Here is a 26,898-nt window from a genome sequence, read left to right on the forward strand (position 1 = left end):
ATACAAAAAAAAGCGCCCTCCGGTCCGGGGGCGCTTTTAAAAAATTATTGGTTATTAGAAACAATATTTATTTGCGGCAATCAGTTGCTGTGCAACTTTCTGACGGGCATCCTTTACATTAAATGGCTCTACTTTCGTAAACCTTTTCAACCCTACCAGCATCATACGCTGTTCATCTCCTTCGGCAAAAGCCCATAAAGCTTCTTTTCCGGCTTTCTGTAAAGCGTCAACTGCTTCGACAAAATAGATACGCATCATGTTTAACTGCCCTTCACAAGCTTCAGCACCCCTTAAACTCACTAGTTTTTCAGTTCTTAACATAACAGATTCGGCCACATATACGTAACTGGCCATATCTGCAATATTCATCAGAATCTCCTGTTCTTTAGACAAGCTCAACATCAGTTTCTGAACTGCGGCACCTGCAACCATTAAAGTCGCTTTTTTCAGATTCTTAATAATTTTCTTTTCTGCTGCAAAAAGAGTGTCATCCTCCTCACCAAAATCAGGGATAGACATCAGTTCGGCAGCCACAGCTGTAGCCGGCGTCATTAAGTCGAGTTCACCTTTCATGGCTCTTTTCAACATCATATCAACAGTTAACAACCTGTTGATTTCATTTGTACCTTCAAAGATTCTGTTAATCCTAGCATCACGGTAGGCTCTGTCCATCGGTGCATCAGCAGAGAAGCCCATACCACCATAAATCTGAACACCTTCATCTACCACATAATCCAAAGCTTCAGAACCCCAGACTTTCAGAATTGCACATTCTACAGCAAATTGCTCCGTAGACTTCAGTTTAGCTTTACTCTGATCCATCCCGCCAGCAACTAAAGTTTCATAGGCATCGTCAATATTCTGACCGGCACGATAATTAGCCGACTCAACCGCATAAACTTTTGTTGCCATTTCGGCCAGTTTAAAACGGATGGCACCGTATTTAGAAATCTGACGTTCAAACTGGATACGCTCATTAGAATAATTGACCGCAGTGCTGATTACAGCTTTTGAAGCACCAACAGCCGCGGCGGCCAGTTTAATCCTTCCAATATTTAAAATATTAACAGCGATCTTGAATCCATTTTCACGTTCTGACAGCATGTTTTCTACCGGAACCTGGCAATCGTTGAAAAACACCTGTCTGGTAGATGATCCTTTGATACCCATTTTATGTTCTTCAGGGTTCATGGTGACACCTCCAAACGCACGCTCTACGATAAATGCAGTCAGGTTTTTATCATCATCAATTTTTGCAAAAACAATAAAGATATCTGCAAAACCACCGTTTGTGATCCACATTTTCTGACCGTTAATCACATAGTGTTTACCATCTGCGGATAACTTAGCTTTGGTTTTACCTGAATTTGCATCAGATCCTGAGTTAGGCTCTGTCAGGCAATAAGCAGCTTTCCACTCACCTGAGCCTAGTTTAGGTATATATTTCGCTTTCTGCTCTTCATTTCCATAATATAAAATTGGCAAAGTACCAATCCCGGTATGTGCTGATAAAGCAACTGCAAACGAATGGCCAGCACCAATTACATCAGCAACAAGCATAGAGGTATTGAAGTTTTTACCATAACCACCGTATTCTTCAGGAATAGAAACACCCAGGATACCCAGTTCACCAGCTTTAGTCACCAGCGACTGCATTAAGCCTTCTTCCATTTTATCAATACGCTCCAGGTTCGGATACACTTCTGCTGTCAGGAAATCCCTGCAGGTTTGGGCGATCATCTGTTGCTCTTCGTCAAATTCCTCAGGAATAAATACATCCTGGTATGTGGTTTCCTTTATTAAAAACTCGCCACCTTTTACTTTTGTTTTGTCTGTAGTTTCCATGTTAGTCTTTAAATTATAGTAGTTCAAAAATACCGGCAGCACCCTGCCCGCTACCCACACACATTGTCACCATTCCGTATTTACCATTTCTGCGTTTCAGCTCATGGAATAACTGTACGGAAAGTTTTGCACCGGTACAGCCCAGCGGGTGTCCAAGAGCGATCGCCCCTCCATTCACATTGACAATATCAGGATTGATTCCAAGGGTCCTGACAACAGCCAGTGACTGCGAAGCAAAAGCCTCATTCAGTTCGATCAGATCCATCTGTTCTAAAGTCAACCCTGCTTTCTTTAAAGCCAGAGGAATAGCTTCAATAGGACCTATTCCCATGATTCTTGGGGGTACACCTTTTACGCCATAACTTACCAGGCGTGCAATCGGATCAATGCCCAGCTCTTTAAGTTTACTTTCTGATACCACAATTACAAAAGCCGCCCCATCTGAAGTCTGAGAAGAGTTTCCTGCAGTCACACTTCCATCAGCGGCAAAAACCGGTTTTAGTTTAGCCAGCTTATCCAGAGTGGTATCCGCACGCGGTCCTTCATCTGTATCCACCACATAATTCCTTGTTTTCTTTTTCATCTGACCATCCAGGTAGTTCTCCGTAACAGTGATCGGTGCAACACCAGCTTTCAAATGACCATTTTTTATCGCTTCCACAGCTTTCATATTGGATTTGAAAGCAAATTCATCCTGGTCCTCCCTGCTTACTTTATATTCATTCGCTACAGCTTCAGCAGTTAACCCCATTCCCCAGTACCAATCAGGGTTCTTTTTAGCTACTTCAAAATTAGGAACCACTTTCCAGCCACCGAATGGCATACCTGACATGACCTCTACACCGCCGGCAATAATACAGTCGGCCATTCCGCTTTTAATTTTTGCTACTGCAGTAGCTATAGTTTCCAAACCAGATGCACAATATCTGTTTACGGTAACACCCGGAACCTTATCTGTATCCAGTCCCATCAAAGAAACCATACGGCCTATATTCAGGCCCTGCTCAGCTTCTGGTGTCGCATTTCCAACAATGACATCATCTATTTGTTCTTTATCCAGATTAGGTACTGAGGCCACTAATTGTCTGATTACATCTGCAGCCAGATCATCGGCCCTGGTAAAACGGAATACGCCTCGTGGTGCTTTACCAACTGCTGTACGTAATCCTGCTATGATATATGCTTCTTGCATGTCTTTATATTTTTAATAAAAATCCAACGATTAATTACGAAGTGCCTTACCCTTAGTCACAATACTCTGAATTCGTTCCAAAGTTTTCCTTTCACCACAAAGGGAAAGGAAAGCCTCTCTTTCCAGATCCAGCAAATACTGCTCTGTTACTTCCGTAGGAGATGACAAATCACCCCCGCACATTACATAACCCAATTTTTCTGAAATCTTCTTATCATGTTCAGAGATATAATGACCTGAATACATAGTATTAGCACCTGCATATACGATTCCCAGTCCTTGTTTCCCTAATACCCTGATGTCATTTCTTCTTACAGGCTGGGTATAACCTGCATCAGCAAGCTCAATAGCCTTTGCTTTAGCATCAGCAATTAACCTGCTCCGGTTCATAGTAACCGAAAATTTATCTTTTTGCAGATAGCCCAGCTCAAATGCTTCCAGAGCTGAAGTAGATACTTTTGCCATTCCAATCGTCAGGAAACGGTCTTTTAACACGTTCTGAACAATCTGGTCATCCTTATATTCGTCCGAAGCACGTAAAGCAAATTCTTTAGTACCTCCGCCGCCAGGAATAACACCCACACCAAATTCTACCAATCCCATATAGGTTTCTGCATTTAGCTGCACATGATCTGCATGCAGGCTGAATTCACATCCACCACCTAAGGTCAGATTATGAGGAGCAACTACAACCGGAATAGAAGAATATCTGATTCTCATCGAAGTATTCTGGAAAGTCCGGATAGCCAGGTTTAATTCATCCCATTCCTGCTCAACAGCCATCATGAAAATCATTCCGACATTCGCACCAGCCGAGAAGTTCGCACCATCATTACCAATAACCACACCTCTGTAATCTTTTTCAGCAAGATCTATAGCTTTATTAATCGCCTGAAGCGTGTCACCACCGATAGTATTCATTTTAGAGTGAAACTCTACATTCAAAATTCCATCACCTAAATCAAGAATAGATGCACCTGAGTTTTTCCAGATCGTTTTAGTTGTACGGATATTATCCAGGATAATAAATGAGTCGGCACCTGGTAATGCCTTATAGCTTTTAGATGGGATATCGTAATATTTTTTAACGCCATCCTCCACTTTATAAAATGATGTATGACCAGCAGCAAGCATCTCATGAACCCAGGCAGCAGCTTCATGCCCATACTTTTTCATGCCTTCCAGTGATTCTTTAATACCTACGGCATCCCAAACTTCAAATGGCCCTAAATCCCATCCAAACCCCGCACGCAATGCATCATCAATTCTGTATAATTCATCAGCTATTTCCGGAATTCTGTCCGATACATATTCAAACAGTCCAAAGAAAGAATGTCTGAATACCTCAGCAGCTTTATCCTTACCAGCAGCGAAGACCTTCATCCTGTCTCTGACATTCTCAATAGGTTTGGTCAGGTCCAGTGTAGCAGATTTAACTTTTTCCTGAGGACGGTATTCCATCGTTTTCAGATCAAGCGCTAAAATTTCTGTTTTACCGTCAGCAGTTTTTGTTTTTTTATAGAAACCCTGTTTCGTTTTATCACCCAGCCATTTATTTTCTTCCATTTTGACTACATAGTCAGGAAGTCTGAATAACTCGTGGGCTTTATCCTCAGGACAGTTATCAAATAATCCTTTAGACACCTTAATCATAGTATCCAGACCTACCACATCAGAAGTACGGAAAGTAGCCGATTTTGGTCTGCCTAATGCAGGCCCGGTAAACTTATCAACTTCTTCAACAGTGAGGTCAAGCTTTTCAACCAGGTGTAATAAAGCCATCATAGAATATACACCTACCCTGTTTGCAATGAAAGCCGGAGTATCTTTACATAAAACTGTAGTTTTACCTAAAAATTTGTCTCCATAATGCATCAGAAAATCTACCAGCTCAGGTTTAGTATGAGGAGTTGGAATAATTTCCAGTAAACGCAGATAACGCGGCGGATTAAAGAAGTGTGTTCCGCAGAAGTTTGCCTTAAAGTCTTCACTTCTTCCTTCAGTCATTAAATGTATAGGAATTCCTGATGTATTGGAGGTAATCAGCGTCCCCGCTTTGCGGAATTGCTCAACCTGTTCAAATACCTTTTTCTTAATATCAAGATTTTCCACTACAACTTCAATAATCCAGTCTACGCCGGCAATTTTTGACATATCAGTATCAAAATTCCCTGTCGTAATCTTATTGACTACTTTTTTAGTGTAAACCGGAGAAGGATTGGTTTTAATGGCATTTTGTAATGCTGCATTAACGATACGGTTCCTGACCGCCGGATGATCCAGCGTTAACCCTTTCGCTGTTTCCTCAGGGCTAAGTTCTTTCGGCGCAATATCTAACAACAATACTTCTACACCTATATTCGCAAAGTGACAAGCAATGCGTGAGCCCATGATACCGGAGCCTAATACCGCTACTTTATTTATCTTTTTGTTCATCATTTCCTGTAGTTACTGTATATGCTAAAGTGAGTTTATTTAGTTTTTGTAGAGTTTGTACCAGGTTGTTCTTTTCTGGTACTGTCAAATGATTATTCAGATACTCATTGAAGGAACGAACCACTCCTTTGGCCAGCTGCCGTTTCTCTCTTCCGTAGTCCGTCAGAAAAACTTTCACCGATCTTTTATCTCCGGACGATGCCTCCCTGTATATTAATCCCGATTCTTCCATATTGTTTAACATCCTGGATAAGCTAGTTGCTTTCACCCCTAGTAGTCCGGCAAGCTGAGAGACTGCAGTACCATCCTGATCGATATTAATCAGCACATAACCAATAGCTTGAGTAATTCCAAAGCCCGATGCGATCTGATTATAGGTATTTGACATGTTCTGCCAAACGACTTTTAATAAATAATCTATTGTTTCCTGTTGTTTCATTAATTACTATGCTTGCATAACAAAGCTAAAGAATAAAAAACTGGTATCCAAGAAACTATCATGATTTTTCAAATCTCATTACAACACGAAATGAACCGAGCTTGCGAGCTCATTGATACAAATAAAAATATCAATACAGATCAAAATTAGGATAGCTTCATAACCGCTAAAACCGCCGAAGGCAGCTCGAAGACAAAACAAACAATAAACACTACTGAGAAAACAATTATATACTGATGAAAAAAAGATCACAAAAAAAGCCGCCAGGATTGACCCTGGCGGCTTTTGCTAAAATGGTTTCAGACTAGTATAAAGTAAATTCTACTCTTCTGTTTTTCTGACGACCAGCTGCAGTTTTGTTAGTTGCAATTGGTTGGTTTTTACCGTAACCAGTAGCTTCGATTCTAGATGCATTAGCACCTTGAGAAACTAAGTAAGCTTTAACTGACTCAGCTCTGTCTTTAGATAATCTCATGTTCAGATCAGCTGAACCAGTGTTATCTGTATGACCCGCTAATTTCAAGCTGAAGTTTTTAGTTACTAATAAGTTAGCAACACGGTTTAATGATGGGTAAGATTTAGCTCTGATAGTAGCTTTTGCTAAATCAAATTCTAAGTCTTTAATCGCTTGTTTAACAACTTTACGATCCGCTTCAGTAACGATTACTTTTTCAGTAACGATTGGAGCAGGAGCAACTAATGGACATCCAGAACCATCAACAACTGTTCCAGCTGGAGTGTTAGGACATTTATCCAATTTATCAGCAACACCATCACCGTCTGAATCTTTTAATAAGTCAGCCATTTCAGTTCTTAATTTAGCGTTTTCAGATTTCTGAGCATCTAAGTCGCTTTTTAAAGAATTAGCAAGGTTTTTAGCCTGAAGAGCTTCGTCATAAGTAGCTGCTACCGGATTGCTGAAAGCTAATTGTTTTCCTTTTCCTAAAGCAAATTCTAAACCTGCGTGAGCATAGTTGAATTTATCGCTGTGGTTAGTTGAACGGTAAGTACCATCCAGGTTATCACCATCAACAAAATAAACTGACCAGCCTAAATCAAAATTAACTTTTTCAGAAACTTTGAATTTAGCACCAATTCCTACAGGAATGATCAATTCTTTTACATTTTTTGGATATTGTACAGATGCACCACCAGCAGTAGTTACAGTTGGTTTGTAACCAGCTAAACCAGCACCACCAGATACATATAATTGTAATGCATCTTGTTTTCTGAACATATCGATGTTGAAGATGTTAACTTCAGCATTTAAACTTGCAGCATAATTCAAATCAGTTTTGAAAGCAGTATTTCCGCCGATGATAGCAGGACCTTTACCGTCATTGTATGATTTCGAGTTATCGCCTTTCAATTTACCTCTGATTCCGTCTAATCTTAAAGAGAAGTATGGAGTAAATTGTTTTTTGATATACAGACCGTAACCAAAGCTAGATTTGTTTTCTGAAAAATCATTGTGGCCACCTAGTGGAGAAGTTGGTGTTAAAACACCAGCGTTTACACCGATAGACCAAGTACTGAACTGTTGTGCAGCATTACTTACTGGTTGTTCCTGAGCTTGGGCAGCACCACCAATAAAAAGGGCAGCTATTGCTACCGGCAAACTTTTAAATAATTTTTGTTTCATAATATATGTTTAATAAAAAATAGTTCTGGTATTTTTTGATACTTAAGCAATATCTATACCAATTAGTTTATGCCTTCCTGAACCTCTGTAAAGCAGGTTTTTCTTCATAAACTGTAGTTTTATCGAAGCAAAACCTGCCATTTTAAATGAACAGAATTGTATAATATGGCGCCAAGTTAGGAATTATAAAGAACCCTGACAAATATTTTTCATCCCCGACACAATATAAATTACTATTTAAACATATTTTTTTAATGAGCATCTGATTTATAATCTTCTGCGTCCTTATATAATTTCTCGATCAGGTCTTTGTTTTTTTCCAAAATAATTTTTCGCTTTAAACTAAGCTTCGGCGTAAACTCCCCCCCTTCAATGCTCCATTCTTTAGTCAGCAGGACAAATCGTTTCACCTGTTCCCATTTACCAAAGTCCTTTGACCCAATGGCTATCTCCTGATTATATTTCTCCAGAACCTGTGGATTCTTCACCATCTCTTCGTTAGTAGTATAATCAATCCCCTTTTTGGTACACCAGGCCTTCAATGCAACAAAATTAGGAACGATCAATGCAGAAGGGAATTTACGGTTTTCACCCAATACCATGATATGATCTATTAATACAGATTCTTTGTATTTATTTTCCAGCATCTGAGGTGCAACATATTTGCCTCCTGCAGTCTTGAAGATTTCTTTTTTACGATCTGTAATCTTCAAAAAGCGGCCCTCCACCAATTCACCGATATCTTCTGTATGGAACCATCCATCTGCATCAATAGCTTCAGCAGTCAGGTCTTCCCGTTTATAATATCCTTTCATCACATTATGTCCCCTGGTCAGCACCTCACCGTCGGCGGCAATTTTAACTTCCACACCGTCAATTACAGGTCCCACTGTTCCGAACATCGCATGATCAAAATGGTTAACTGTAATTACCGGTGAAGTTTCCGTTAATCCATAACCTTCAAAAACCGGCATCCCAGCTGCCCAGAAAATACGGGCAAGACGAGGATTTAATGCTGCACCTCCTGATACAATAACTACAATATTTCCACCCAGGGCTTCCTGCCATTTTTTGAATACCAGTTTTCTGGCAATCCCAAGTTTAAATCTGTAAAGCCAGCTACTGTTCATATCAAACTCTTCAGCCAATGCCACAGACCAAAAGAAAATACCTCTCTTTATACCAGTAAGTGACTTCCCTTTCTCCATGATTTTTTCGTACACCTTTTCCAGTAATCTCGGCACTGTAGAAAAAGCATTTGGTTTCACATATTGGATATCAGCGACAATAGTATCCATACTTTCCGCATAGTATATAGAGACACCCATATACAGGTACAGATACACAATCATCCTCTCAAAAATATGGGATAAAGGCAAAAAGCTAAGTCCTTTCTCCAATCCCGGCGGAACCACCACTGAAGAGTTTATAAAATTCTGGACAAGATTATTATGGGTCAGCATAACTCCTTTTGGGGTTCCTGTTGTCCCTGAAGTATAAATCAGTGTTAATACATCATCAGCTGTAACAGCCTCCCGGTAAGTTTCCAGATTAATATCCTGGTTTTTGGCTCCGGCATCTGACAGGGCTGTCCAGTGATCAGCACCAGCCACCTCATTAAAAGTATAAAGTTTCAGTTCCGGGTTAACTGCCGCACAAATAGGTTTTACTTTCTGATACAGCGCTTCATCCTCTACGAAAAATACACTTACGCCTGCATTATCCAGGATAAACTTAATATCATGCTCAGCCAGTGTCGGATATAAGGGTACATGATATCCGCCAAACTGGTTTACCGCAAAATCGGCAATATTCCATTCAGGTCTGTTATGAGACATTACAGCAATCCTGTCACCTTTAATCATTCCAAGCTGGATTAAACCTTTGCTCAGATTATCTGCAATTTCAACAAATTGCTGGGTACTATATTTTCTCCACGCTCCATTGATCTTGCCACTAATAAATTCATCTTTGGGGAATTTCTCTAAGTTGTATTTCAATAAATCAAATACTCTGGTTACGGTTACAGGCATAATATCGATTATATAAGATTAATATTTTACAGAAGAACCCGACAGGTTCAAAGCACAAAATAAGTTCCAGATTAATTTTGTTATTCCCAAATCTAACAAATTAATTATAGTAATAAAACCAATTTTAATTTTGGTCTGTTTTACCCTCTTAAACCCTGAAAACGTCTAAAATTTGATAATTCGATTACATAATCATCTTGTTTTGTCATCTGAATATCCAAAAAAAGCACAAACGGCATAGTAATTGATAAGCTCTCTTTTCATTTAAACTTTATACAAATCCATATGAAAAAAGTATTTACAATACTTTGTCTAACGATGATTGCTACGTTTGCAATCCAATTTACATCTAAAGCACAAGGCTATCAGAATGCCATAGGTGGACGTTTTGGCGCTGCCAACGGAGTGACTTTCAAAACTTCACTAGGTGATAATAAAATGCTCGACCTGATTGCCAATTTCAGATCTAACAACAGTTACAATTATTTCCGTGTAACGGGATTATATGAGGTATACAAACCTATCAGTGGTGCACAAGGCCTGAACTGGTATTATGGCGGTGGTGGTAGTATTGGTGCAGTAAAATACAAACCTAATAATTCAAGTGACCTGTACCTTTCTCTTGATGGTGTTTTAGGTCTGGACTATAAATTCGCTGATGCCCCTATCAATATCTCTTTAGACTGGAAACCAGCTATTCAATTAGCCCCGGATACAAATTTTGACGCTTCTGGTGTAGGACTATCATTGCGTTTCACCTTCTAGGTTTCAATATTACTGAATATAAAAAGAGCGTCTGGAATATATTCCAGACGCTCTTTTTATATTCAGTATATATACGTTACTTAACAGATCCTGTGCTCCATTTCTTGAATACGGCTAATTGTGCATCTGTTCTGTCCGGATCTACCTTAGCTACCAGTCTCACATTCCTGTTTGCTTTAAGCTTAACCTTAATGTCCTTATCTATCCCATCTCTTTTCACTTTTACGGTAACCACATCTCCAACTTTTTTACTCGTTATCACAGCCATTTTTCCAATCACCTGCTCTGCTGCAACACCGTCTACACTGATCACTTCATCACCTGCATTGACACCCCCATCCCAGGCAGAAGTATTGCGTCCTACAGAGATCACTATCAAATGGCCATCAACTTTTCTGTTAGCTATTCCCATATAAACAACACTATGGTCATTTTCGTCAGTCACCTTTATTCCGGCATACCCCAGATATTTAGCATATTCAATCGGCTGGGTTCCATTCACGTACATATCCCAGAAGTTAGTAAAACTAACACCGCTGATTTTCTCAACCATAGCCTTAAATTCAGCATCTGTATAACCTTTACCTTTCATTTTACATTGCTCGTACATCGCTTTCATCACATCATCAAGGCTATATTTTCCTTTTGTCGCATTTGCAATTTCCAGATCCATTAACAATCCCACAACTTCTCCTTTACTGTAGTAAGAAACTCCGCTATTATTTGAATTCTCATCCGGACGATAGTACTTAATCCAGGCATCAAAACTCGACATTGCAGCAGACTGCACTCTGGAACCAGGTGTGTTCATCAAATCATTTACTGCTTTGGTCAGTGTATTTACAAACTCTCCGGGATTTAAAAATCCGGCACGTAACATAAATTTGTTCTCATAATAAGCCGTAAAACCTTCTGCAACCCACAAATTGGTTGTGTAATTTTCATTCTCATAATCAAATGGGCCTAAAGCAACGGGACGTAACCTTTTTACATTCCATAAATGATGATATTCATGAGCCACTAAACTCAGAAAGCCTTTATATCCTTCTTCCGAGGCATAATCATCTCTGCTTGCACCCAATACTGTAGAGTTTAAATGTTCCAGACCTCCACCACCTCTCGAAAAATTATGCACTATAAAAGTATAATGTTTGTTAGGGTTCTCTCCGTAAATTGCTGTTGCCTGCTCTACGATTTTGGCCATATCCACTTTTAAGCGTTCCACATTATAATTACCACCGCCATACATGGCAACTTCATGTTTCACTCCGGCAGCAGTAAATTCAAACACATCCTGGTTACCAACTTCTATCGGGCTATCAAATAAAATATCGTAGTTTTTAGCTGTATAAGTAAATTGCTGACCAGCTACAGGTTCCAGTCCCGTAGAAACCTTGTTCCATCCTTCGAAAGGAATCACTTTCACTGTGCTTGGCAAGGCCAGCTGGTTATCGGGGTACATAAAAATTCCTGTTGGCGATAAAAATGCATGTGATGCATCTATAAAAGCCGTACGTACAGATGGTTCGAAAGCATATACGCTATAATTAACATCAACCGCATTAGAATTACTGGTATAAACTCTCCAGGTGTTCTTTTTTATTTTTTCCGTTTTGAGCACCTTCATTCCGGATGTAGCCGCAAAACCTTCTACATTTTTAGAAAATTCTCTGATCAGGTAAGAACCTGGGGCCCAAACAGGCATTTTAACATCTACATAAGCTTTTGTCAGACCAGCTATGTGCATTTTTACAGCTACATAATGAGCCTGTGGTTCTATAAAACTTACTTCATAATTAACTTTGGTTTGCGCTTTGGCCATCAGGACGGGTGCCACCAATACAATAAACCCCAAACTTATTTTTTTCAACAGCATATTTAGTTCTTTTGACGCAAATTTAAAATATATTTAATAGCCCACAGTTAAAATTGGAAATTAGCTGTAACATACTTAATACAACCATGACCCGAGGACATATTTAAATATTTTTGCAACACAGATGGCATTAAAATTCCATTAAAAAATTTATGAAACTTAAATACGTCATTTACCCTCTGATTTTTCTCGGGATTGCCTACCTGGTCTACTACAGAATATCCGCTAACAAAAAACTGGAAACCTCAGGCACAGGCACTGGTGCAAAAGGCTCACAGGCTAATAAAGATGGTAAAAACCAGCATATGGCAGTGAATGGCATAGTGGTACAGCCGGTTTCATTTGCTAATCAGCTGGACATAACCGGAACAATTGAAGCTAATGAGTCTGTCGCCCTGCAGAGTGAAGTATCTGGTTTAGTTACTGGTATCTTCTTTAAAGAAGGCAGCAATGTAACCAAAGGCAGTGTCCTGGTAAAAATTAATGACCGTGATATCCAGGCACAGCTTCAGGAATCCCTGACCAAACAAAATCTGTCTGCAACAAATGAAAACCGGGCCAGACAACTTCTGCAAAAAGGTGCAATCAGCCAGGAAGAATATGATACTGCTCTGGCAGACCTGAAGTCATTAAAGGCCCAGGCTCAGCTGATACGGGCACAACTGGCTAAGACCTCAATTATAGCTCCCTTCAGCGGTAAAATAGGTCTGCGGTCTATTTCATCAGGTGTATATATTACTCCCTCTACAGTAATTGCAAATTTACTCAGTACCAATCCGGTCAAAATCAGCTTTTCTGTCCCCGAAAAATATATGGCCCAGATTAAAGTAAATTCTACTATCACTTTCCGTACAGATGGATCTGCGCAACTCTATACCGGGAAGGTATTTGCATTGGAGCCAGGAATCAATGCCCAGACCAGAACCCTGCAGGTTAAAGCACTCGCCGCCAATACAAATAACGAATTACGTCCTGGTTCATTTGCAAAAATTTCTCTTACACTGGATAAAATTGATAATGCTATATTAATTCCAAACCAGGCGATTATTCCTGTACTCAAAGGAAAAACAGTATTCATCAGCTATAATGGCAAAGCAAAACAGGTAGAAGTACAATCTGGTACCCGCACAGACGAAAATATCCTGATCACTTCCGGCCTTAAAATCGGCGATACAGTTTTAACAACAGGTGCACTCTCACTCAAAGATGAAGCCCCTGTAAAAGTATCAGTAGTTAAAAACTAATCCTACCGAAATGAGTATATCCACCACGAGTATAAAAAGACCCGTTCTGGCCATTGTAATGAATCTGATGATTCTGTTGTTTGGCATCATCGGATACAACTTTCTGGGTGTCAGAGAATATCCCAACATAGATCCGACAGTAGTTTCAGTCCGCACTTCTTATCCTGGAGCGAACTCAGATATTATTGAATCACAGATTACTGAACCTCTCGAAAAATCCATTAATGGAATTGACGGGATCAGAAATATGTCTTCATCAAGTAACCAGGGAAGCAGCACAATCACTATAGAATTTAATCTTGGAAAAAATATTGAAGAAGCGGCCAATGACGTCAGGGATAAAGTATCACAGGCTACCAGGAACTTGCCTAAGGATATTGATGGAAACCCTGTAGTCAGTAAAGCTGATGCCAATTCTGATGCAATTATCACAATGACCATCCAGAGTGATCAAAGAAATCAGCTCGAACTGAGTGACTATGCCGAAAATGTAATTGCCGAGCGTATCCAGACCATACCAGGAGTTAGCAGTGTTCAGATTCAGGGGCAAAAAAAATATGCTATGCGCATCCGGATTGACCCTAATAAACTGGCCGCATATGGTTTGACTTCGCAGGATATCGTAACTGCACTGGACAATGAAAATGTAGAACTTCCCTCAGGCAAAATCACCGGCACTACAACCGAGCTAACGGTCAAAACATTAGGAAAGTTAACCAATGAAAAGGAATTCAATAACCTGATTATAAAGAATAACGGAAACAATGTAATCCAGCTAAAGGATGTAGGCTATGCAGAACTAGGCCCTGAAAACGAAGAAACTCTTTTAAGAGAATCCGGCAAACCTATGGTTGCAGTTGCACTTATTCCACAACCTGGAGCCAATTATCTGGATATTTCAAAAGAATTCGAGAAAAGGTATGCGAGATTAAAGAATGATGTTCCTAAAGACCTTAAACTGAATGTATCTCTGGATAATACCAGGTTCATTAAAAATTCGGTAACGGAAGTAGCAGAAACGATTATTCTTTCCCTTGTTCTGGTTATCCTGATCATTTATCTGTTTTTCAGGGACTGGGCGATTGCGATCAGGCCACTAATTGATATTCCGGTCTCCCTTATTTTCACTTTCTTTATCATGTACATTTTTGGATTTTCTATTAATGTACTGAGTTTACTGGCGATAGTACTTGCTACCGGCCTGGTTGTCGATGATGGAATTGTCGTCACAGAGAATATATTCAAGAAAGTTGAAGAAGGTTATTCTCCTTTTGAAGCTGCGATAAAAGGATCAAATGAAATTTTCTTTGCGGTTATTTCGATCTCCGTGACCCTGGCTGCAGTATTCTTGCCGGTCATCTTTCTACAAGGCTTTGTAGGCCGGTTATTCAGGGAATTTGGAATTGTAATCGGGGCAGCTGTTCTCATTTCTGCTTTTGTATCACTAACCCTGACGCCAATGCTGAATGCCTATCTGATGAAAAAAACAGGACATAAAAAATCCAGGTTTTACGAATGGTCAGAACCTTATTTCGTCGGGCTAAATGATAATTACGCCAAAAACCTAAACCTTTTTCTGAACAAAAGATGGCTTGCCCTTCCGATTATTATAGCCTGTCTGGGTCTGATTGTCCTGTTCTGGAAAATTTTACCGAAGGAAACAGCACCTTATGATGACAGGAGTGCCATTAATATGAGTATCACCACGCCGGAAGGTTCTTCTTATGATTACACAGATAAATTCATGATGAAGATAGCCAAAATGGTCGAAGACTCTGTTCCGGAAAAGAGTGTGAATATTACAGTTACCTCCCCTGGGTTTGGAGGAACGGGTGCAGTAAACAGTGGTTTTCTGCGGATTGGTTTGAGCGATCCTGATCAACGTGGTCGCTCTCAGGAAGAGATAGCAGCCCAGCTCACCAGGATTACTAAAAAATACACCGAAGGAAAAGTATTCGTCACACAACAGCCTACTATATCAGTTGGCCGTCGTGGTGGCCTGCCTATCAGTTATATTATACAGGCACAGAACTTTGATAAGCTCCGTGAAAAGGTCCCCCGGTTTATGGAAGAGGTAAGTAAAGATCCAACCTTCACTGTTTCTGATGTGAATCTTAAATTCAATAAACCAGAGATCAACCTTACTATTGACCGGGAGAAAGCCAGGAACCTCGGCGTTTCTGTATCAGCCATTGCACAAACGCTTCAGCTTGGACTGAGCGGCCAGCGGTTCTCTTATTTTTTCATGAATGGCAAACAATACCAGGTAATCGGGCAGTTTGATCGTGGTAGCCGCAAGGACCCGCTGGATCTGAGTTCTGTTTATGTCAGAAATGATAAAGGCGAGCTGATCCAGATTGATAACCTGGTTAGTGCAAAGGAACAAAGCAGTCCTCCTCAACTATACCGGAATAACCGTTTTACCGCAGCTACAGTCTCTGCGGGTTTAGCTCCGGGAAAAAGTATCGGGGATGGGATAGCTGCAATGGACAAAATACGGGACAAAGTCCTGGACGAGACCTTCTCTACCGACCTCAGTGGTGAATCCAGAGATTTTCAGGAGAGTTCCTCCAATACACTTTTCGCTTTTGGACTGGCATTATTACTGGTTTATCTGATTCTATCCGCACAGTTTGAAAGCTTCAAAGATCCGATAATTATCATTATGACTGTCCCTATGGCTGTAGCAGGAGCCTTTTTATCATTATGGTTATTTGGTCAGAGCTGGAATATATTCAGTCAGATCGGTACGATTATGCTCATTGGATTAGTTACCAAAAATGGTATCCTGATTGTAGAATTCGCCAACCAACTAAAAGAAAGCGGTAAAAATGTACATGATGCCATCAGAGAGGCCTCTGTTTCACGTTTAAGACCCATTCTAATGACCAGTCTGGCTATTGCCATCGGAGCCTTACCTATTGCAATGGCATTGGGGGCTGCCGCAAAAAGCCGGATGGGTATGGGAGTTGTGATTGTAGGCGGTACTACTTTTTCACTCATATTAACTCTGTTCGTTATTCCGGCAATCTATTCTTACTGGTCTAAAGAACACAAAACAAATACCGAATTACAAGAATCGTTAAAAGCAGCACTGGAACAGGAAAAAAATCCTGTAGTCTAAAATTATAAACAAATGAATAAATATCTCTTTTATTTCTTAGCCTTCCTTGGAGTTTGCTTTACACAAGCTACCGTAGCTCAGGATACGCTCAGCCTGGAAGAAGCGATCAGTACTGCACTAAAAAACAATTATCAGATCAGGCTGATCAAAAACCAGGTACAGATTGCCAAAAATAATCTGAATGCCGGGAATGCCGGAATGCTCCCTGGAATAGTCGGAAATTTCAGTGATGGAGGCAGCAGACAAAACACAGTCCAGACCCCGGCAACTGGTCCGGAAAGGAAAACGGACGGTGCACTGAGTACAAGTTTAAGTTATGGGGCTGCAATCGACTGGACAATTTTTGACGGTTTCCAGATGTTCGCCAATTATGAACGTCTGAAGGAATTGAAAAAACAAGGCGAAGTAAACAGTAAACTAACTATTTTAAATACCATTTCATCTGTAGTATCGGCCTATTTTGCACTGGTAAGGCAGCAACAACTGGTACTGGCTACTGACAGCGCCTTGAAAATTTCGCGCTTAAGAGTAGTGATCGCTGATAACAAATTAAAGATAGGCCGTGGTTCCAAACTGGATGTATTAACTGCAAAAGTAGATTACAATACAGATACCACACTATTTTTACAGCAAAAGAATATTTTAAATACTTCCCGGATTACGCTGAACCAGCTGATGGCAAGAGATCTGAGTATTCAATTTATGGTCAGTGCCCAACATGGAATTGAGGACAACCTGAAACTGGCAGAGCTGGAATTATTGACAGAACGTTTAAATCCAAATCTGCAGAATGCTTTTATCAATAAAAAGATTGCGGAGTTAACCTTGAAACAAGTGAAGGGACAACGTTATCCAACGGTGGCCGTAAATAGTGGCTACGCATTTTCAAGAAGCACCAGTCCCACTGGTTTTAATCAGCAATTCCGGGCAAACGGGCTGACATATGGTCTTACAGCAAGCCTTAATATTTTCAATGGGTTCCTGCAAAGACAAAATGAACGAAACGCAAAGGTCCAGCTTAACTCGTCAGAACTGAGCCTTGCACAAACTAAACTGGATGTAAGCGCATTGCTGAATATTACCTATCAGAACTACCTGACCAATCTGGATCTGCTGAAAGTAGAAACAGGGAATGTAGAGCTGGCTAAACAAAATCTTGATATCACTTTTGAAAAATATCGTCTGGGCAGTATCAGTCCGCTGGAGCTGAGGGAGGCACAGAGAAATTCAATCAATGCTATCATCCGACATCTCGATGCGCGATACCAGGCCAAACTAACAGAAATTAGTTTAAAAGAGATTAGTGGTACTTTAAATGTTCAATAAGATGATTACTTTCGTTTATGATTTTAGTAGCAGATAGCGGGTCCTCAAAAACGGACTGGCTAGGATATAAAGACGGCAAAACCATCAGTTTTAGCACACAGGGCATCAATCCTTATTTTTTGAATGCACAGGACATCTTTAAGATCTTGTCAAAGACAAAAATACCAGACGGATTAGCCGAAGCGGTTAAAGAAATTTATTTTTATGGGTCGGGTTGTTCCACTCCGGATAAACATGAGGTGATCAGTAATGGTTTATCTTTGTTTTTCACCAAAGCCTACATCAGCGTAGAAAATGACCTCGTTGGTTCAGCTTATGCAACCTGTGGAGACGAAAAAGGCCTGATTTGTATTCTTGGTACAGGTTCTAATGTTTCTTATTATGACGGTGTATCAACCTATGACAGTAATTATGGCCTGGGTTATATTCTTGGAGACGAAGGTTCCGGCACTTCGTTTGGTAAAAAAATAATTACCTCTTATTTATATAAACAGATGCCGGATGATCTGCGCGTTCTGTTCGCCAAAGAATTTGAAACTGATAAAGAAACGGTCATTACCAATGTATACCAAAAGCCATTGCCTAATACTTACCTGGCTGGTTTCAGCCGTTTTATGTATCCGCACAGGGAACATCCATTTATTCATCAGTTATTAATTGACGGATTCCAGGAGTTTATCGATGTAAATATTAAGAATTTCAAAGACTATAAAACACTGAACAGTCACTTTGTAGGCTCCGTTGCCTTTTATTACGAGGACACCTTAAGAAAAGTCTATGAAATGAATGGTCTGCGTCTTGGAAAAGTGATGCAGAAACCCATTGAGGGAATCTATAATTATATTCTTAAAAAAGAGGGGATCATTAAAGAATAATCCCCTCTTTTTTATTCGCTAATAAACAGCATTGTAATTAATCTCAATATCGAAAGAAGTTAATTTACCAGGCAGAACTTCAACCGGGTTTAACTCTCCGGCTCCATTCGACAAACCAGCGAAAAACTGATGATCTTTTTCACCAGTGAATACCGAATATTTTCCGGCAGGAAGTTTACATTTGAAAAAGCCATTGGCATCGGTTTTAAACTTCCTGATTAATCGCTGACGAATCTCTTTAAAAAGTGGGCTTTCTCCCTCGGCCTGTGCAGCAGTGGTCAGTGCATAAATAAAAATTGTGCGTTGTACCCCTTTACCTGTATGAACCTTTTTTTTTCCCGGCCCGGGCATCTGGTTACCCTCTTTTAATATTACCCTACCCGAAATTCCCTCTCTAATTATTTTTTTTGGTTGAGTACCGAATGCACAAGATAAAGTAAGAAGAATTGCTGAGCAAAAAACGACTAAATAAAATTTCATCTATATGGGTTTTAAAGTTAAATTCGTGCTTTATGATTAACTCTCTCTATTTACGAAAGTACGTAATATCCATACTCTTTAGTACAAGTATAACAATTTCCACTGTGTCTGCACAGCAAATTATTATGCCCAATGTTACTAATGCTACTTTTTTAAAAGAGAACGGGACGATGCTCCTGAACACTGCTAACAGCCAGAGAATTGCAGCTTTTTCTACTGCTGCCAGAAAAGGCTGGGCACTGACCAAAAAAGATCGTAGCGGATCTGTGATGAGATTGCAAAGAATGGACGATGCTGGTCTGCCAGTGTATTTTATGACGACTAATAATACCATTGCTGCAGGTACTACCCGCACCAATAAATTATACAACGGGGGTGGTCTTGGCCTGGCACTTAATGGAAGTAGCATTCCTTCAGGTAAGATTGCTATCTGGGATAGCGATGCTGTGCTGGCAAGCCATGTTGAATTTGCAGGTGGCCGGATTGAAGTCAGGGATGGAACGACTACCACTGCTGTACATTCTACCCATGTTGCTGGTACTATGATGGCTGCAGGTGTAAATCCTGTAGCAAGAGGAATGGCTTTCGGGTTACCAAAATTATATTCCTTTGATTTTGACAACGACACACCCGAAATGTCTCAGAATGCTGCCGGATTACTGATTTCAAATCACTCTTATGGTGCAGTAGCGGGCTGGTCATTAAATACAGATGTCAATCCTGAGCGCTGGGAATTCTACGCTGCCCCTGGTCAGAATGAAGATTATAAATTTGGCTATTATGATACCCAGTCCGCAGACTGGGATAAGATATGTTACAATGCACCCTATTATCTCCCGGTAAAATCGGCTGGTAATAACAGGTCTGTTAACGGACCTCCGATAGGGACTACTTACTATAGATACAATAGTGACAAGGTTATGGCAGATGCAGGTAAACGACCAGCCGGACTAAGCGATAATGATAGCTACGACAATATTTCCACTTATGGAACTGCTAAAAATATCCTGACCGTAGGTGCTATAAACCCAGTGGGAAACGGGCCTTATAATCCACAGAACATCCAGGTAGCTTCATTCAGTAGCTGGGGCCCAACCGATGATGGCAGGATTAAGCCGGATTTAGTTGCAGATGGGGTCAGGGTCACCTCCACCAGTAATACCAGTGATAACAGTTATACTATTCTTTCCGGTACCTCCATGGCTACTCCCAATGTCAGCGGTTCACTGATTTTGTTACAGGAGCTTTACAGCCGTCAGAATAACGCCAGTTATATGCGTTCAGCTACGTTGAAGGCAATAGCTATTGGCACGGCTGCAGAAGCAGGTAATGCCCCGGGACCAGATTATAGTTATGGCTGGGGTCTGTTAAACATGGAAGCCGCAGCGCAAGCTATACTGGATGATCATCTAAAAAGTAAAATTGCTGAAAATGTGCTTTCGCAAGGTGAACAACAGTACATCGAAGTCACCGCTCAGGGAGGGACCCCACTAACTGCCACTATTTGCTGGACTGACCCTGAAGCCGTTCCTGTCAGTACTTTAAATGCGCTGAATAATCCTGTTCCAAGGCTGATCAATGATCTGGACCTGCGCGCGGTTCAGGGATCAGCTACTTATTACCCATGGACACTGAATCCGGCCGATCCTTCTGCAGCTGCTGGTAAGGGAGATAACACCAGAGATAATGTTGAGCAGGTAAAGATCGATGACCCCAAAGCGGGCGGTCTGTATAAATTTAACATTTCTCATAAAGGAACTCTAAAACGCGGAGGACAGGCTTACTCTATCCTGGTAACTGGTATCTCAGGCGATGCAACATTTGCTTCGACTAAAATACCAGGAGATGATCCCGGCATGAATATGGTACTTTATCCGGTTCCTGCAGCAAATCAGATCAATATTAATTTTACTGTAGCCCAAAAAAGCGAAGTAAACCTTAGTTTGATTAACATATCAGGACAACAACTATATAATGAGAAAAAGAGTGATTTCCAAGGCTTGTATTACAGTCAGATTGATTTATCCGGTTATACGAGTGGTCTTTATTTTATGGTAATTAAGATCGGTCAGAGTAGCTATACTAAAAAATTCGTCTGCGTGAAGTAAGAGATTAAATCCGTTTTTCTATTTCTGTCTGTACCATTTTCGCCACCCATTCCAGCTTTTTTCTGTCCTCAGCACTGAATGTTCTGGTCTTTTTATCAACGATACAGATTGCACCAATGTTAAAACCCTCTGTTGTTGTAATTGGCACCGCAGCATAAAACCGCAGACCAAACTCACCTACAACCAAAGGATTTGACATCAGGCATGGTTCTGCAAGAGCATCTTCAAAAACAGTAACCTCACCCTTCAAAATCGCCAGAGAGCATAGACTCGTTCCTCTCTCCACTTCATTACCCGAATCACCAAGCTGATCAGCCTTCGTCCATACATGATCCTTATCAACAAAATTGATCATAGCCATTGGCACCTTAAGCATAGTTGCCGCAACAGCTGCCAGCTGATCAAAAATAGGTTCGGATTTGGTATATAGTATTTTATACTTTTTTAAGTTCTCTAAGCGCTCCTCTTCATCCTGTGGAATTATATTCCGTCCAAAAGTATTCTCCAATTTATTATATATTACACTGTATAACTTATACCTGCGAACCTATACAATTACCATACCCTTTTAAAATATTCTATCAAAAAAAACTTACACCCTGAGGGAGTAAAGGGTGCTGCGCCAATCCTCCCTGTCCGGAAGACTAATAACTCAGTTCTACGATTTGTCTGACATCAGCAGGTGTAAGGTTCTTGTGCTCCCCCAGACCCAGCCATTCCCTTTCCAGAAACCGGTTTTCTATTTTCTCGGCAGTACCCTGATAATCAGAAGTATATTGAGACAGCCTGGTATCTATTCCCAGTGAATGAAAAAATGTTTCTGTTCTGACTATGGCAATTTCTGCCTTTTCGTCTATAGAACCTTCCATTATCCCCCAGATCCTTTCTGCGTACTGTGCAAGTTTTTCCTTCTTTTTCTCAAAATTATACCGGTAATGTACCGGGGCTATAATAGCAAGTGTCCTGGCATGGTCAATACCGAACATTGCAGTAAGCTCATGACCCATTGCATGGACAGCCCAGTCTGTAGGAACCCCCTTTTGAATCAATCCGTTTAAGGCCATTGTACAACACCACATAAAGTTTGCCGCAGCTTCGTAATCGCCCGGATTTTTTTGTATCCGCGGAGCCATTTCTATCAGAGTCTGCATAATCCCTTCAGCAAACCTGTCCTGCAAAAATGCCTGTGCAGGATAAGTCATATACTGTTCCAGTACATGTGTAAAAGCATCAGTAATACCATTTGCTAACTGACGCTGAGGGATAGATTTCACTACCTGGGGATCCAGTATAGAAAACTCAGGAAAAAGTCCCGGGCCACCCATCCCAAATTTCTCCATGGTTTCGGCCCTGGTAATCACCGCACCCGAATTCATTTCTGATCCTGTAGCCGGCAGCGTAAGTACTGTACCAAAAGGCATTCCCTTCTCCGTTCTGATTTTATTTTTCAGAATATCCCAGGGTTCGGTCCCATCATAAAGGGCCGCCGCCGAAAGAAACTTTGTTCCATCAATTACAGAGCCACCACCAACCGCCAGCAAATAAGTAATACGGTTAGCCTTGATCAGTTCCAGCGCCTCTATCAAAATCTCATACTCAGGGTTCGCTGGTATACCACCAAATGTCATCACATCAAATCCGGCCAGGGCCGTCATAACCTGATCATAAACTCCATTCAACTTTATACTACCACCTCCATACAACACTAAAACTTTTGCATCCGCAGGGATTTCCTGTGCGATTCTGACGATCTGATTTTTTCCGAAGATTATTTTTACCGGGTTCTTAAATTCGAAGTTTAACATATTCCTGTTTTTAGAGATTTTAAAATGGTGCTATCAGCATTGTTTTGTCCAGGCTCTATCTTTCGGCCTCTTCAAAGCGGACGAACTGCCATTTTGCCTTACTGTCTTTCTCGAAGAAGACCTTATAACTATTATCCGGAGGTAAGGTAAAATGAAAAGACAAAGTGGTTTCCTGGTTATCTTTTGGTATAAAACTGGGAAGTAAGGTGTTAGCAATAGCTTCTATTTGTTCTTTTAATTGCATACAGATCTGATGAATTTCAAGTCAAAAGTATTAATTCTTTTGGCTAATCATGGCACTCTGTTTGTTCAGCATGCTTTTTACAAAGCTATGAATAGAATACTCGTTGTTGAAGACGATCCGGATTTGCTGGAGGTTGTACAGCTGGTCCTGGAGGAAAATAATTACAAAGTCTTCCCTCTGATGACCGGTAGGCCGATTTTCAGAATTATTGAAGAATTCAGACCAGACCTGATTCTGATGGATATTAAACTGGATGGGATGGATGGCAGAGCAATATTTAAAGAAATCCGTACAAGACCAGGTACAGCACATTTGCCGGTTGTACTGACTTCTGGTGGTTTTTCCGAGGATTATATCATGAGAGAGAGTCTGCTCTCTAACGATTACCTGGAAAAACCATTCGAAATGTCAGTCATGTTAAAGAAACTGGAGATGTTGCTTTAACATTTTATTTTTTAGTTACTTTAAATTCAGTCCTTCTGTTTAGCTGGCGTCCTTCAGGATTATCCTTTCCATCAGGTAGCTGATTAGGTGCAATAGGTTTACTAAATCCATAACCTTTGCTTTTCATTCTGCCTGCCGGGATCCCCTTGCCGATCAGATAATCAACACAGGATTTAGCTCTTCTGTCAGACAATTTCAGATTATAAGCTTCTGTACCTATATTATCCGTATGCGCACTCAGCTCAATTTCTATGGTTTCATTATCAACCATAATCTTATACAGCTTGTCCAGAATAGATTCCGATAACGGATTCAGTTTGGCACTGTTAAAATCGTATAAAATATTTTCCAGCACAATGGGTTTATTGATAATAAAAGGCTCGAGGCAAAGCTTAGGATTAACCAGTGTATCGGTTTTTGCCAATTCATCATAATTGTACAGCAGTACCTTCGTGAAGTAATTATCTTTTGACGCCGTTAGCTTTAATTCCCTGTTAGAGTTTATTCTGAATCTATATTTTCCCTCAGAATCAGAAGTCACCTTCATTACCTGTATAGAATCACTGAGCGTAATCAGTGCATCGGCCAATGGCAGGTTTGTATGACAATCATAGATAACTCCATCAATAGTAATGAATTCTTTTTTTACATAGAACATTTCCAGGCAGCAAACTGATTCTCTGTCAGAGCTGATGTACCCCTCACTATCATCACTGTTTGAAGGGGTGAAGTATGCGTCATCCTTTGAAGAATTAAAAGGATATCCCAGGTTTCTAGGTTCTGACCAGGTTGAAAAATCACCCGTACTTTCATAAAAGTCTAACCCTCCCATACCTACTCTTCCATCGCTGCTGAATAATAATTTATTGGTCGTAGAATTATAATAGGCCGCAACGTCATTGTCTTTGGTATTAATTGTATTGCCCATGTTAGATGCTTCACTTAAAGAGCCGTCACTCCGGATGGTACAGTACCAAAGGTCATATTTTCCTGATCCGCCGGGTCTGTCTGATGAAAAGATCAGGTGTTTCCCGTCTCTGGTCACAAAAGGTTGCATAGCATTGAACCCCTCAATATTGACTTGTGTACCCAGTTCCTTTGGTGCTGACCAGACATCTCCGTTACCCCTGGAGATATTGACCTGACAGATCTTTTTATTTCCCTCGCCACTCCAGATTGTCAGGTACATCACTCTCCCATTAGGTGTAAAAGCCGGGGCAGCAAATTCTTTACCTTTCTCTGGTGCACCCATTTTTTGCACAGTCGTAGATGCCCTTTGTGGATTACCTGATGCTTCATATATTGCATTCACAAATGGGTTTTCCTTTTTAGTGACTTTGGCCTTTGTCCGGCTATCGCGGAAGGTCTCTGTTTTATTCCCTACAGCTATAGGTCTTGAAGAAGTAAAATAAAATCGGTTATTGAAGAGCAAAGGAGTATAATTAGACCCTTTATCATTAATCTGATTCAACAGCTTACTAAATTTATACAACCGGGGATACCGCATTTCATAGAGTGCAAAATTACAGGAAGCTATTTCGAGTTTCGCCTTATCGTTATAAACATCATTGGACTGGCTTCTTTTCAGAAACTCTTTAAAAGCTACAATGGCATCATTGAATTTTTGATTGGCACGGAGACTTTCTCCGTAATAGAATAAACTGGTCACATATTTATGATCATTAAAATTTCTGGCGATGGCATACCATGCTTCAGCCCCTCTGAAATCCTTATATAACCTAAGAGAAGTCGCTAATTGAAAAACACAATATTCATATTCCGGCCGCTTTGTCTTTTCTTTATTCATTTTGGCTTCAAAAGCATATGGGACCACAAATCCTGTACTGTCGGGTCCGATCTTCAATGCTTTTTTATAGTACTCCGCCGCTGCATAATAGTCTTTATTCTGAAAATATACATCAGCAATTCTTTTGTTATTGGTTACATATTGTGCCTGTGCTCCTGTACCCAGTAAACAGATCAAAAGCAGTAGTCTAAGCGCTTTCATAAATAATTCAGATTATAATCGTGGACAAAAGAAGTTAGGACCAGAAACACCCTTGCGGCTGGTAAATGAGACTGATAACTCTAAACCGCCTCTGCTGCTGGTCGCACGGTTAAGTCCTGAAGTATTAAAGTCATAACTTACCCCGAAAGTCATATTTTTCAAATGCAGTCCAAAGAAAGCAATAGCTGCATCTCCAAACCTATAATTAGATCCAAACATCAGATCTGCCTCAGGGTTAACAAAGAATGAAGCGTAAGCCCCTGCTGAAGTCTCTGTTGCTGTACCCTGCTTCATATAAAGGCCATTTGGCGTAATATCGAGAGCATCACTTACCTTAATTCTTGCACCGCCATGCGCTGTGAACCGAATTGGTATTCTGACATCATTTCCCAGAAAACGGTCAATAGGCCGGGTTAAATGAGATCCGGCTGCCCCTGCAAATACATTTACCCGTTTGTCAGCACTACCATCAAAATACATAATACCCGCATTCACATCCGGAACAAGCGTATTACTTGAAGAGAAATTCTCATTCAAAGGGAGACTACCATCAAATCCGCTTCCTGGATTAAACTGATTACCAGTCGTGATTTTTGAAGGATCAAAACTCTTATTCAGGATCCCTGCCTGTAAACCAAAGTTGATCATATTTAAACCGGCCCTGCCAAAGCGGATACGGTAAGCTGCTGAGGCCAGTGCATTGAGATAATTATAGCTGATATCGCCAGCATTCTGGTTCAGTACCATTCCACCAAAAGAAAGGTTTTTTGTAGGGGCCGTATCAAAAGAGGCCCCTGCTGTTAAAAAGGAATGAGAGAGCGAACCCCATTGTTGCTTAGCATTTACTGTCACCCGGTAATCTCCATCGATTACCCCTGTTAAAGCTGGGTTAAGCCATAATGGATTTGCATAATATTGTGAAAAATGAGGATCGATCTGTGCACTAACCCTCGAAGCTCCCGTAATGCACAACAAGCCCAAGACGATGATTTTTGATAGTTTCTTCATGTTA

20 protein-coding genes are annotated in these 26,898 nt (G+C 40.5%); 7 read left to right on the top strand and 13 right to left on the bottom strand.

The window, feature by feature from the left end; all coding sequences use genetic code 11:
• Positions 1 to 54 precede the first annotated feature (54 nt).
• The 6 genes from HDF25_RS17405 to HDF25_RS17430 all read right to left on the bottom strand — a co-directional run bounded on the left by HDF25_RS17405 (position 55) and on the right by HDF25_RS17430 (position 9,587).
• On the bottom strand, positions 55 to 1,845 hold the full coding sequence (locus HDF25_RS17405; RefSeq protein WP_184627064.1) for an acyl-CoA dehydrogenase family protein: 1,791 nt from the start codon (positions 1,843 to 1,845) through the stop codon (positions 55 to 57).
• A 13-nt stretch (positions 1,846 to 1,858) separates the two neighbouring features.
• Positions 1,859 to 3,037, bottom strand: a complete 1,179-nt coding sequence (locus HDF25_RS17410) for an acetyl-CoA C-acyltransferase (protein WP_184627066.1) — start codon at positions 3,035 to 3,037, stop codon at positions 1,859 to 1,861.
• A gap of 30 nt (positions 3,038 to 3,067) precedes the next feature.
• Entirely contained in the window at positions 3,068 to 5,473 is a 2,406-nt protein-coding gene (locus HDF25_RS17415) for a 3-hydroxyacyl-CoA dehydrogenase NAD-binding domain-containing protein (RefSeq protein ID WP_184627349.1), read from the bottom strand.
• Positions 5,454 to 5,912 carry a MarR family winged helix-turn-helix transcriptional regulator gene (locus HDF25_RS17420; protein ID WP_184627068.1) on the bottom strand — a complete coding sequence of 153 codons (459 nt, stop codon included), beginning with the start codon at positions 5,910 to 5,912 and terminating at the stop codon, positions 5,454 to 5,456. The genes HDF25_RS17415 and HDF25_RS17420 overlap by 20 nt, the downstream gene beginning before the upstream one ends.
• A 304-nt stretch (positions 5,913 to 6,216) precedes the next feature.
• Positions 6,217 to 7,554 carry an OmpA family protein gene (locus tag HDF25_RS17425; RefSeq protein ID WP_184627070.1) on the bottom strand — a complete coding sequence of 446 codons (1,338 nt, stop codon included), beginning with the start codon at positions 7,552 to 7,554 and terminating at the stop codon, positions 6,217 to 6,219.
• A 251-nt stretch (positions 7,555 to 7,805) separates the two neighbouring features.
• Positions 7,806 to 9,587: an AMP-dependent synthetase/ligase gene (locus HDF25_RS17430; protein WP_184627072.1), complete on the bottom strand. Its 1,782-nt coding sequence runs from the start codon at positions 9,585 to 9,587 to the stop codon at positions 7,806 to 7,808.
• A 285-nt stretch (positions 9,588 to 9,872) separates the two neighbouring features.
• Here HDF25_RS17430 and HDF25_RS17435 point away from each other — a divergent pair, with 285 nt between their 5' ends.
• A complete protein-coding gene (locus tag HDF25_RS17435) occupies positions 9,873 to 10,352 on the top strand; it encodes a hypothetical protein (protein WP_260409400.1) in 480 nt (159 codons plus the stop codon).
• A gap of 76 nt (positions 10,353 to 10,428) precedes the next feature.
• Here the strand turns inward: HDF25_RS17435 and HDF25_RS17440 are convergent, their stop codons facing one another.
• Positions 10,429 to 12,228 (bottom strand): M61 family metallopeptidase, encoded by a 1,800-nt coding sequence (locus tag HDF25_RS17440; RefSeq protein ID WP_184627074.1) that lies wholly within the window; start codon positions 12,226 to 12,228, stop codon positions 10,429 to 10,431.
• Between the two features lie 152 nt (positions 12,229 to 12,380).
• Between HDF25_RS17440 and HDF25_RS17445 the strand changes: the two genes are divergently transcribed.
• The 4 genes from HDF25_RS17445 to HDF25_RS17460 are packed head-to-tail and all read left to right on the top strand — an operon-like array spanning position 12,381 to position 18,797.
• The gene (locus HDF25_RS17445) at positions 12,381 to 13,472 is read left to right on the top strand and encodes an efflux RND transporter periplasmic adaptor subunit (protein ID WP_184627076.1); all 1,092 of its coding nucleotides are present in this window, start codon (positions 12,381 to 12,383) and stop codon (positions 13,470 to 13,472) included.
• Positions 13,473 to 13,482: 10 nt separating this feature from the next.
• Complete coding sequence (locus tag HDF25_RS17450) at positions 13,483 to 16,596, top strand: efflux RND transporter permease subunit (protein WP_184627078.1); 3,114 nt, start codon at positions 13,483 to 13,485, stop codon at positions 16,594 to 16,596.
• 12 nt (positions 16,597 to 16,608) lie between these two features.
• Positions 16,609 to 17,922 carry a TolC family protein gene (locus tag HDF25_RS17455; protein ID WP_184627080.1) on the top strand — a complete coding sequence of 438 codons (1,314 nt, stop codon included), beginning with the start codon at positions 16,609 to 16,611 and terminating at the stop codon, positions 17,920 to 17,922.
• A gap of 17 nt (positions 17,923 to 17,939) precedes the next feature.
• On the top strand, positions 17,940 to 18,797 hold the full coding sequence (locus HDF25_RS17460) for an N-acetylglucosamine kinase (protein WP_184627082.1): 858 nt from the start codon (positions 17,940 to 17,942) through the stop codon (positions 18,795 to 18,797).
• 18 nt (positions 18,798 to 18,815) lie between these two features.
• Here HDF25_RS17460 and HDF25_RS17465 read toward each other — a convergent pair whose 3' ends face one another.
• Complete coding sequence (locus HDF25_RS17465; RefSeq protein ID WP_184627084.1) at positions 18,816 to 19,277, bottom strand: carboxypeptidase regulatory-like domain-containing protein; 462 nt, start codon at positions 19,275 to 19,277, stop codon at positions 18,816 to 18,818.
• Between the two features lie 32 nt (positions 19,278 to 19,309).
• Here HDF25_RS17465 and HDF25_RS17470 point away from each other — a divergent pair, with 32 nt between their 5' ends.
• A complete protein-coding gene (locus HDF25_RS17470; RefSeq protein WP_184627086.1) occupies positions 19,310 to 21,385 on the top strand; it encodes a S8 family serine peptidase in 2,076 nt (691 codons plus the stop codon).
• A 4-nt stretch (positions 21,386 to 21,389) separates the two neighbouring features.
• Here HDF25_RS17470 and HDF25_RS17475 read toward each other — a convergent pair whose 3' ends face one another.
• The 3 genes from HDF25_RS17475 to HDF25_RS17485 all read right to left on the bottom strand — a co-directional run bounded on the left by HDF25_RS17475 (position 21,390) and on the right by HDF25_RS17485 (position 23,434).
• Positions 21,390 to 21,893, bottom strand: a complete 504-nt coding sequence (locus tag HDF25_RS17475; protein WP_184627089.1) for a GAF domain-containing protein — start codon at positions 21,891 to 21,893, stop codon at positions 21,390 to 21,392.
• A 136-nt stretch (positions 21,894 to 22,029) separates the two neighbouring features.
• The gene (locus tag HDF25_RS17480) at positions 22,030 to 23,190 is read right to left on the bottom strand and encodes an iron-containing alcohol dehydrogenase (protein WP_184627091.1); all 1,161 of its coding nucleotides are present in this window, start codon (positions 23,188 to 23,190) and stop codon (positions 22,030 to 22,032) included.
• Between the two features lie 55 nt (positions 23,191 to 23,245).
• Entirely contained in the window at positions 23,246 to 23,434 is a 189-nt protein-coding gene (locus tag HDF25_RS17485) for a hypothetical protein (RefSeq protein ID WP_184627093.1), read from the bottom strand.
• 87 nt (positions 23,435 to 23,521) lie between these two features.
• Between HDF25_RS17485 and HDF25_RS17490 the strand changes: the two genes are divergently transcribed.
• Entirely contained in the window at positions 23,522 to 23,878 is a 357-nt protein-coding gene (locus HDF25_RS17490) for a PleD family two-component system response regulator (protein WP_184627095.1), read from the top strand.
• Between the two features lie 4 nt (positions 23,879 to 23,882).
• Here HDF25_RS17490 and HDF25_RS17495 read toward each other — a convergent pair whose 3' ends face one another.
• Entirely contained in the window at positions 23,883 to 25,886 is a 2,004-nt protein-coding gene (locus tag HDF25_RS17495) for an OmpA family protein (RefSeq protein ID WP_184627097.1), read from the bottom strand.
• A gap of 12 nt (positions 25,887 to 25,898) precedes the next feature.
• Positions 25,899 to 26,894, bottom strand: a complete 996-nt coding sequence (locus tag HDF25_RS17500; RefSeq protein ID WP_184627099.1) for a PorP/SprF family type IX secretion system membrane protein — start codon at positions 26,892 to 26,894, stop codon at positions 25,899 to 25,901.
• Positions 26,895 to 26,898: the final 4 nt, after the last annotated feature.

Origin of the sequence: Pedobacter cryoconitis, assembly GCF_014207135.1 — a bacterium.
In the GTDB taxonomy this organism is placed as follows: Bacteria; Bacteroidota; Bacteroidia; order Sphingobacteriales; family Sphingobacteriaceae; genus Pedobacter; species Pedobacter cryoconitis_D.

What these genes read in the sequence shown, in the direction of transcription:
- HDF25_RS17405 (WP_184627064.1), bottom strand. Translation starts at nt 1,845, where the DNA reads ATGGAAACTACAGACAAAACAAAAGTAAAAGGTGGCGAGTTTTTAATA.
- HDF25_RS17410 (WP_184627066.1), bottom strand. Translation starts at nt 3,037, where the DNA reads ATGCAAGAAGCATATATCATAGCAGGATTACGTACAGCAGTTGGTAAA.
- HDF25_RS17415 (WP_184627349.1), bottom strand. Translation starts at nt 5,473, where the DNA reads ATGAACAAAAAGATAAATAAAGTAGCGGTATTAGGCTCCGGTATCATG.
- HDF25_RS17420 (WP_184627068.1), bottom strand. Translation starts at nt 5,912, where the DNA reads ATGAAACAACAGGAAACAATAGATTATTTATTAAAAGTCGTTTGGCAG.
- HDF25_RS17425 (WP_184627070.1), bottom strand. Translation starts at nt 7,554, where the DNA reads ATGAAACAAAAATTATTTAAAAGTTTGCCGGTAGCAATAGCTGCCCTT.
- HDF25_RS17430 (WP_184627072.1), bottom strand. Translation starts at nt 9,587, where the DNA reads ATGCCTGTAACCGTAACCAGAGTATTTGATTTATTGAAATACAACTTA.
- HDF25_RS17435 (WP_260409400.1), top strand. Translation starts at nt 9,873, where the DNA reads ATGAAAAAAGTATTTACAATACTTTGTCTAACGATGATTGCTACGTTT.
- HDF25_RS17440 (WP_184627074.1), bottom strand. Translation starts at nt 12,228, where the DNA reads ATGCTGTTGAAAAAAATAAGTTTGGGGTTTATTGTATTGGTGGCACCC.
- HDF25_RS17445 (WP_184627076.1), top strand. Translation starts at nt 12,381, where the DNA reads ATGAAACTTAAATACGTCATTTACCCTCTGATTTTTCTCGGGATTGCC.
- HDF25_RS17450 (WP_184627078.1), top strand. Translation starts at nt 13,483, where the DNA reads ATGAGTATATCCACCACGAGTATAAAAAGACCCGTTCTGGCCATTGTA.
- HDF25_RS17455 (WP_184627080.1), top strand. Translation starts at nt 16,609, where the DNA reads ATGAATAAATATCTCTTTTATTTCTTAGCCTTCCTTGGAGTTTGCTTT.
- HDF25_RS17460 (WP_184627082.1), top strand. Translation starts at nt 17,940, where the DNA reads ATGATTTTAGTAGCAGATAGCGGGTCCTCAAAAACGGACTGGCTAGGA.
- HDF25_RS17465 (WP_184627084.1), bottom strand. Translation starts at nt 19,277, where the DNA reads ATGAAATTTTATTTAGTCGTTTTTTGCTCAGCAATTCTTCTTACTTTA.
- HDF25_RS17470 (WP_184627086.1), top strand. Translation starts at nt 19,310, where the DNA reads ATGATTAACTCTCTCTATTTACGAAAGTACGTAATATCCATACTCTTT.
- HDF25_RS17480 (WP_184627091.1), bottom strand. Translation starts at nt 23,190, where the DNA reads ATGTTAAACTTCGAATTTAAGAACCCGGTAAAAATAATCTTCGGAAAA.
- HDF25_RS17485 (WP_184627093.1), bottom strand. Translation starts at nt 23,434, where the DNA reads ATGCAATTAAAAGAACAAATAGAAGCTATTGCTAACACCTTACTTCCC.
- HDF25_RS17490 (WP_184627095.1), top strand. Translation starts at nt 23,522, where the DNA reads ATGAATAGAATACTCGTTGTTGAAGACGATCCGGATTTGCTGGAGGTT.
- HDF25_RS17495 (WP_184627097.1), bottom strand. Translation starts at nt 25,886, where the DNA reads ATGAAAGCGCTTAGACTACTGCTTTTGATCTGTTTACTGGGTACAGGA.
- HDF25_RS17500 (WP_184627099.1), bottom strand. Translation starts at nt 26,894, where the DNA reads ATGAAGAAACTATCAAAAATCATCGTCTTGGGCTTGTTGTGCATTACG.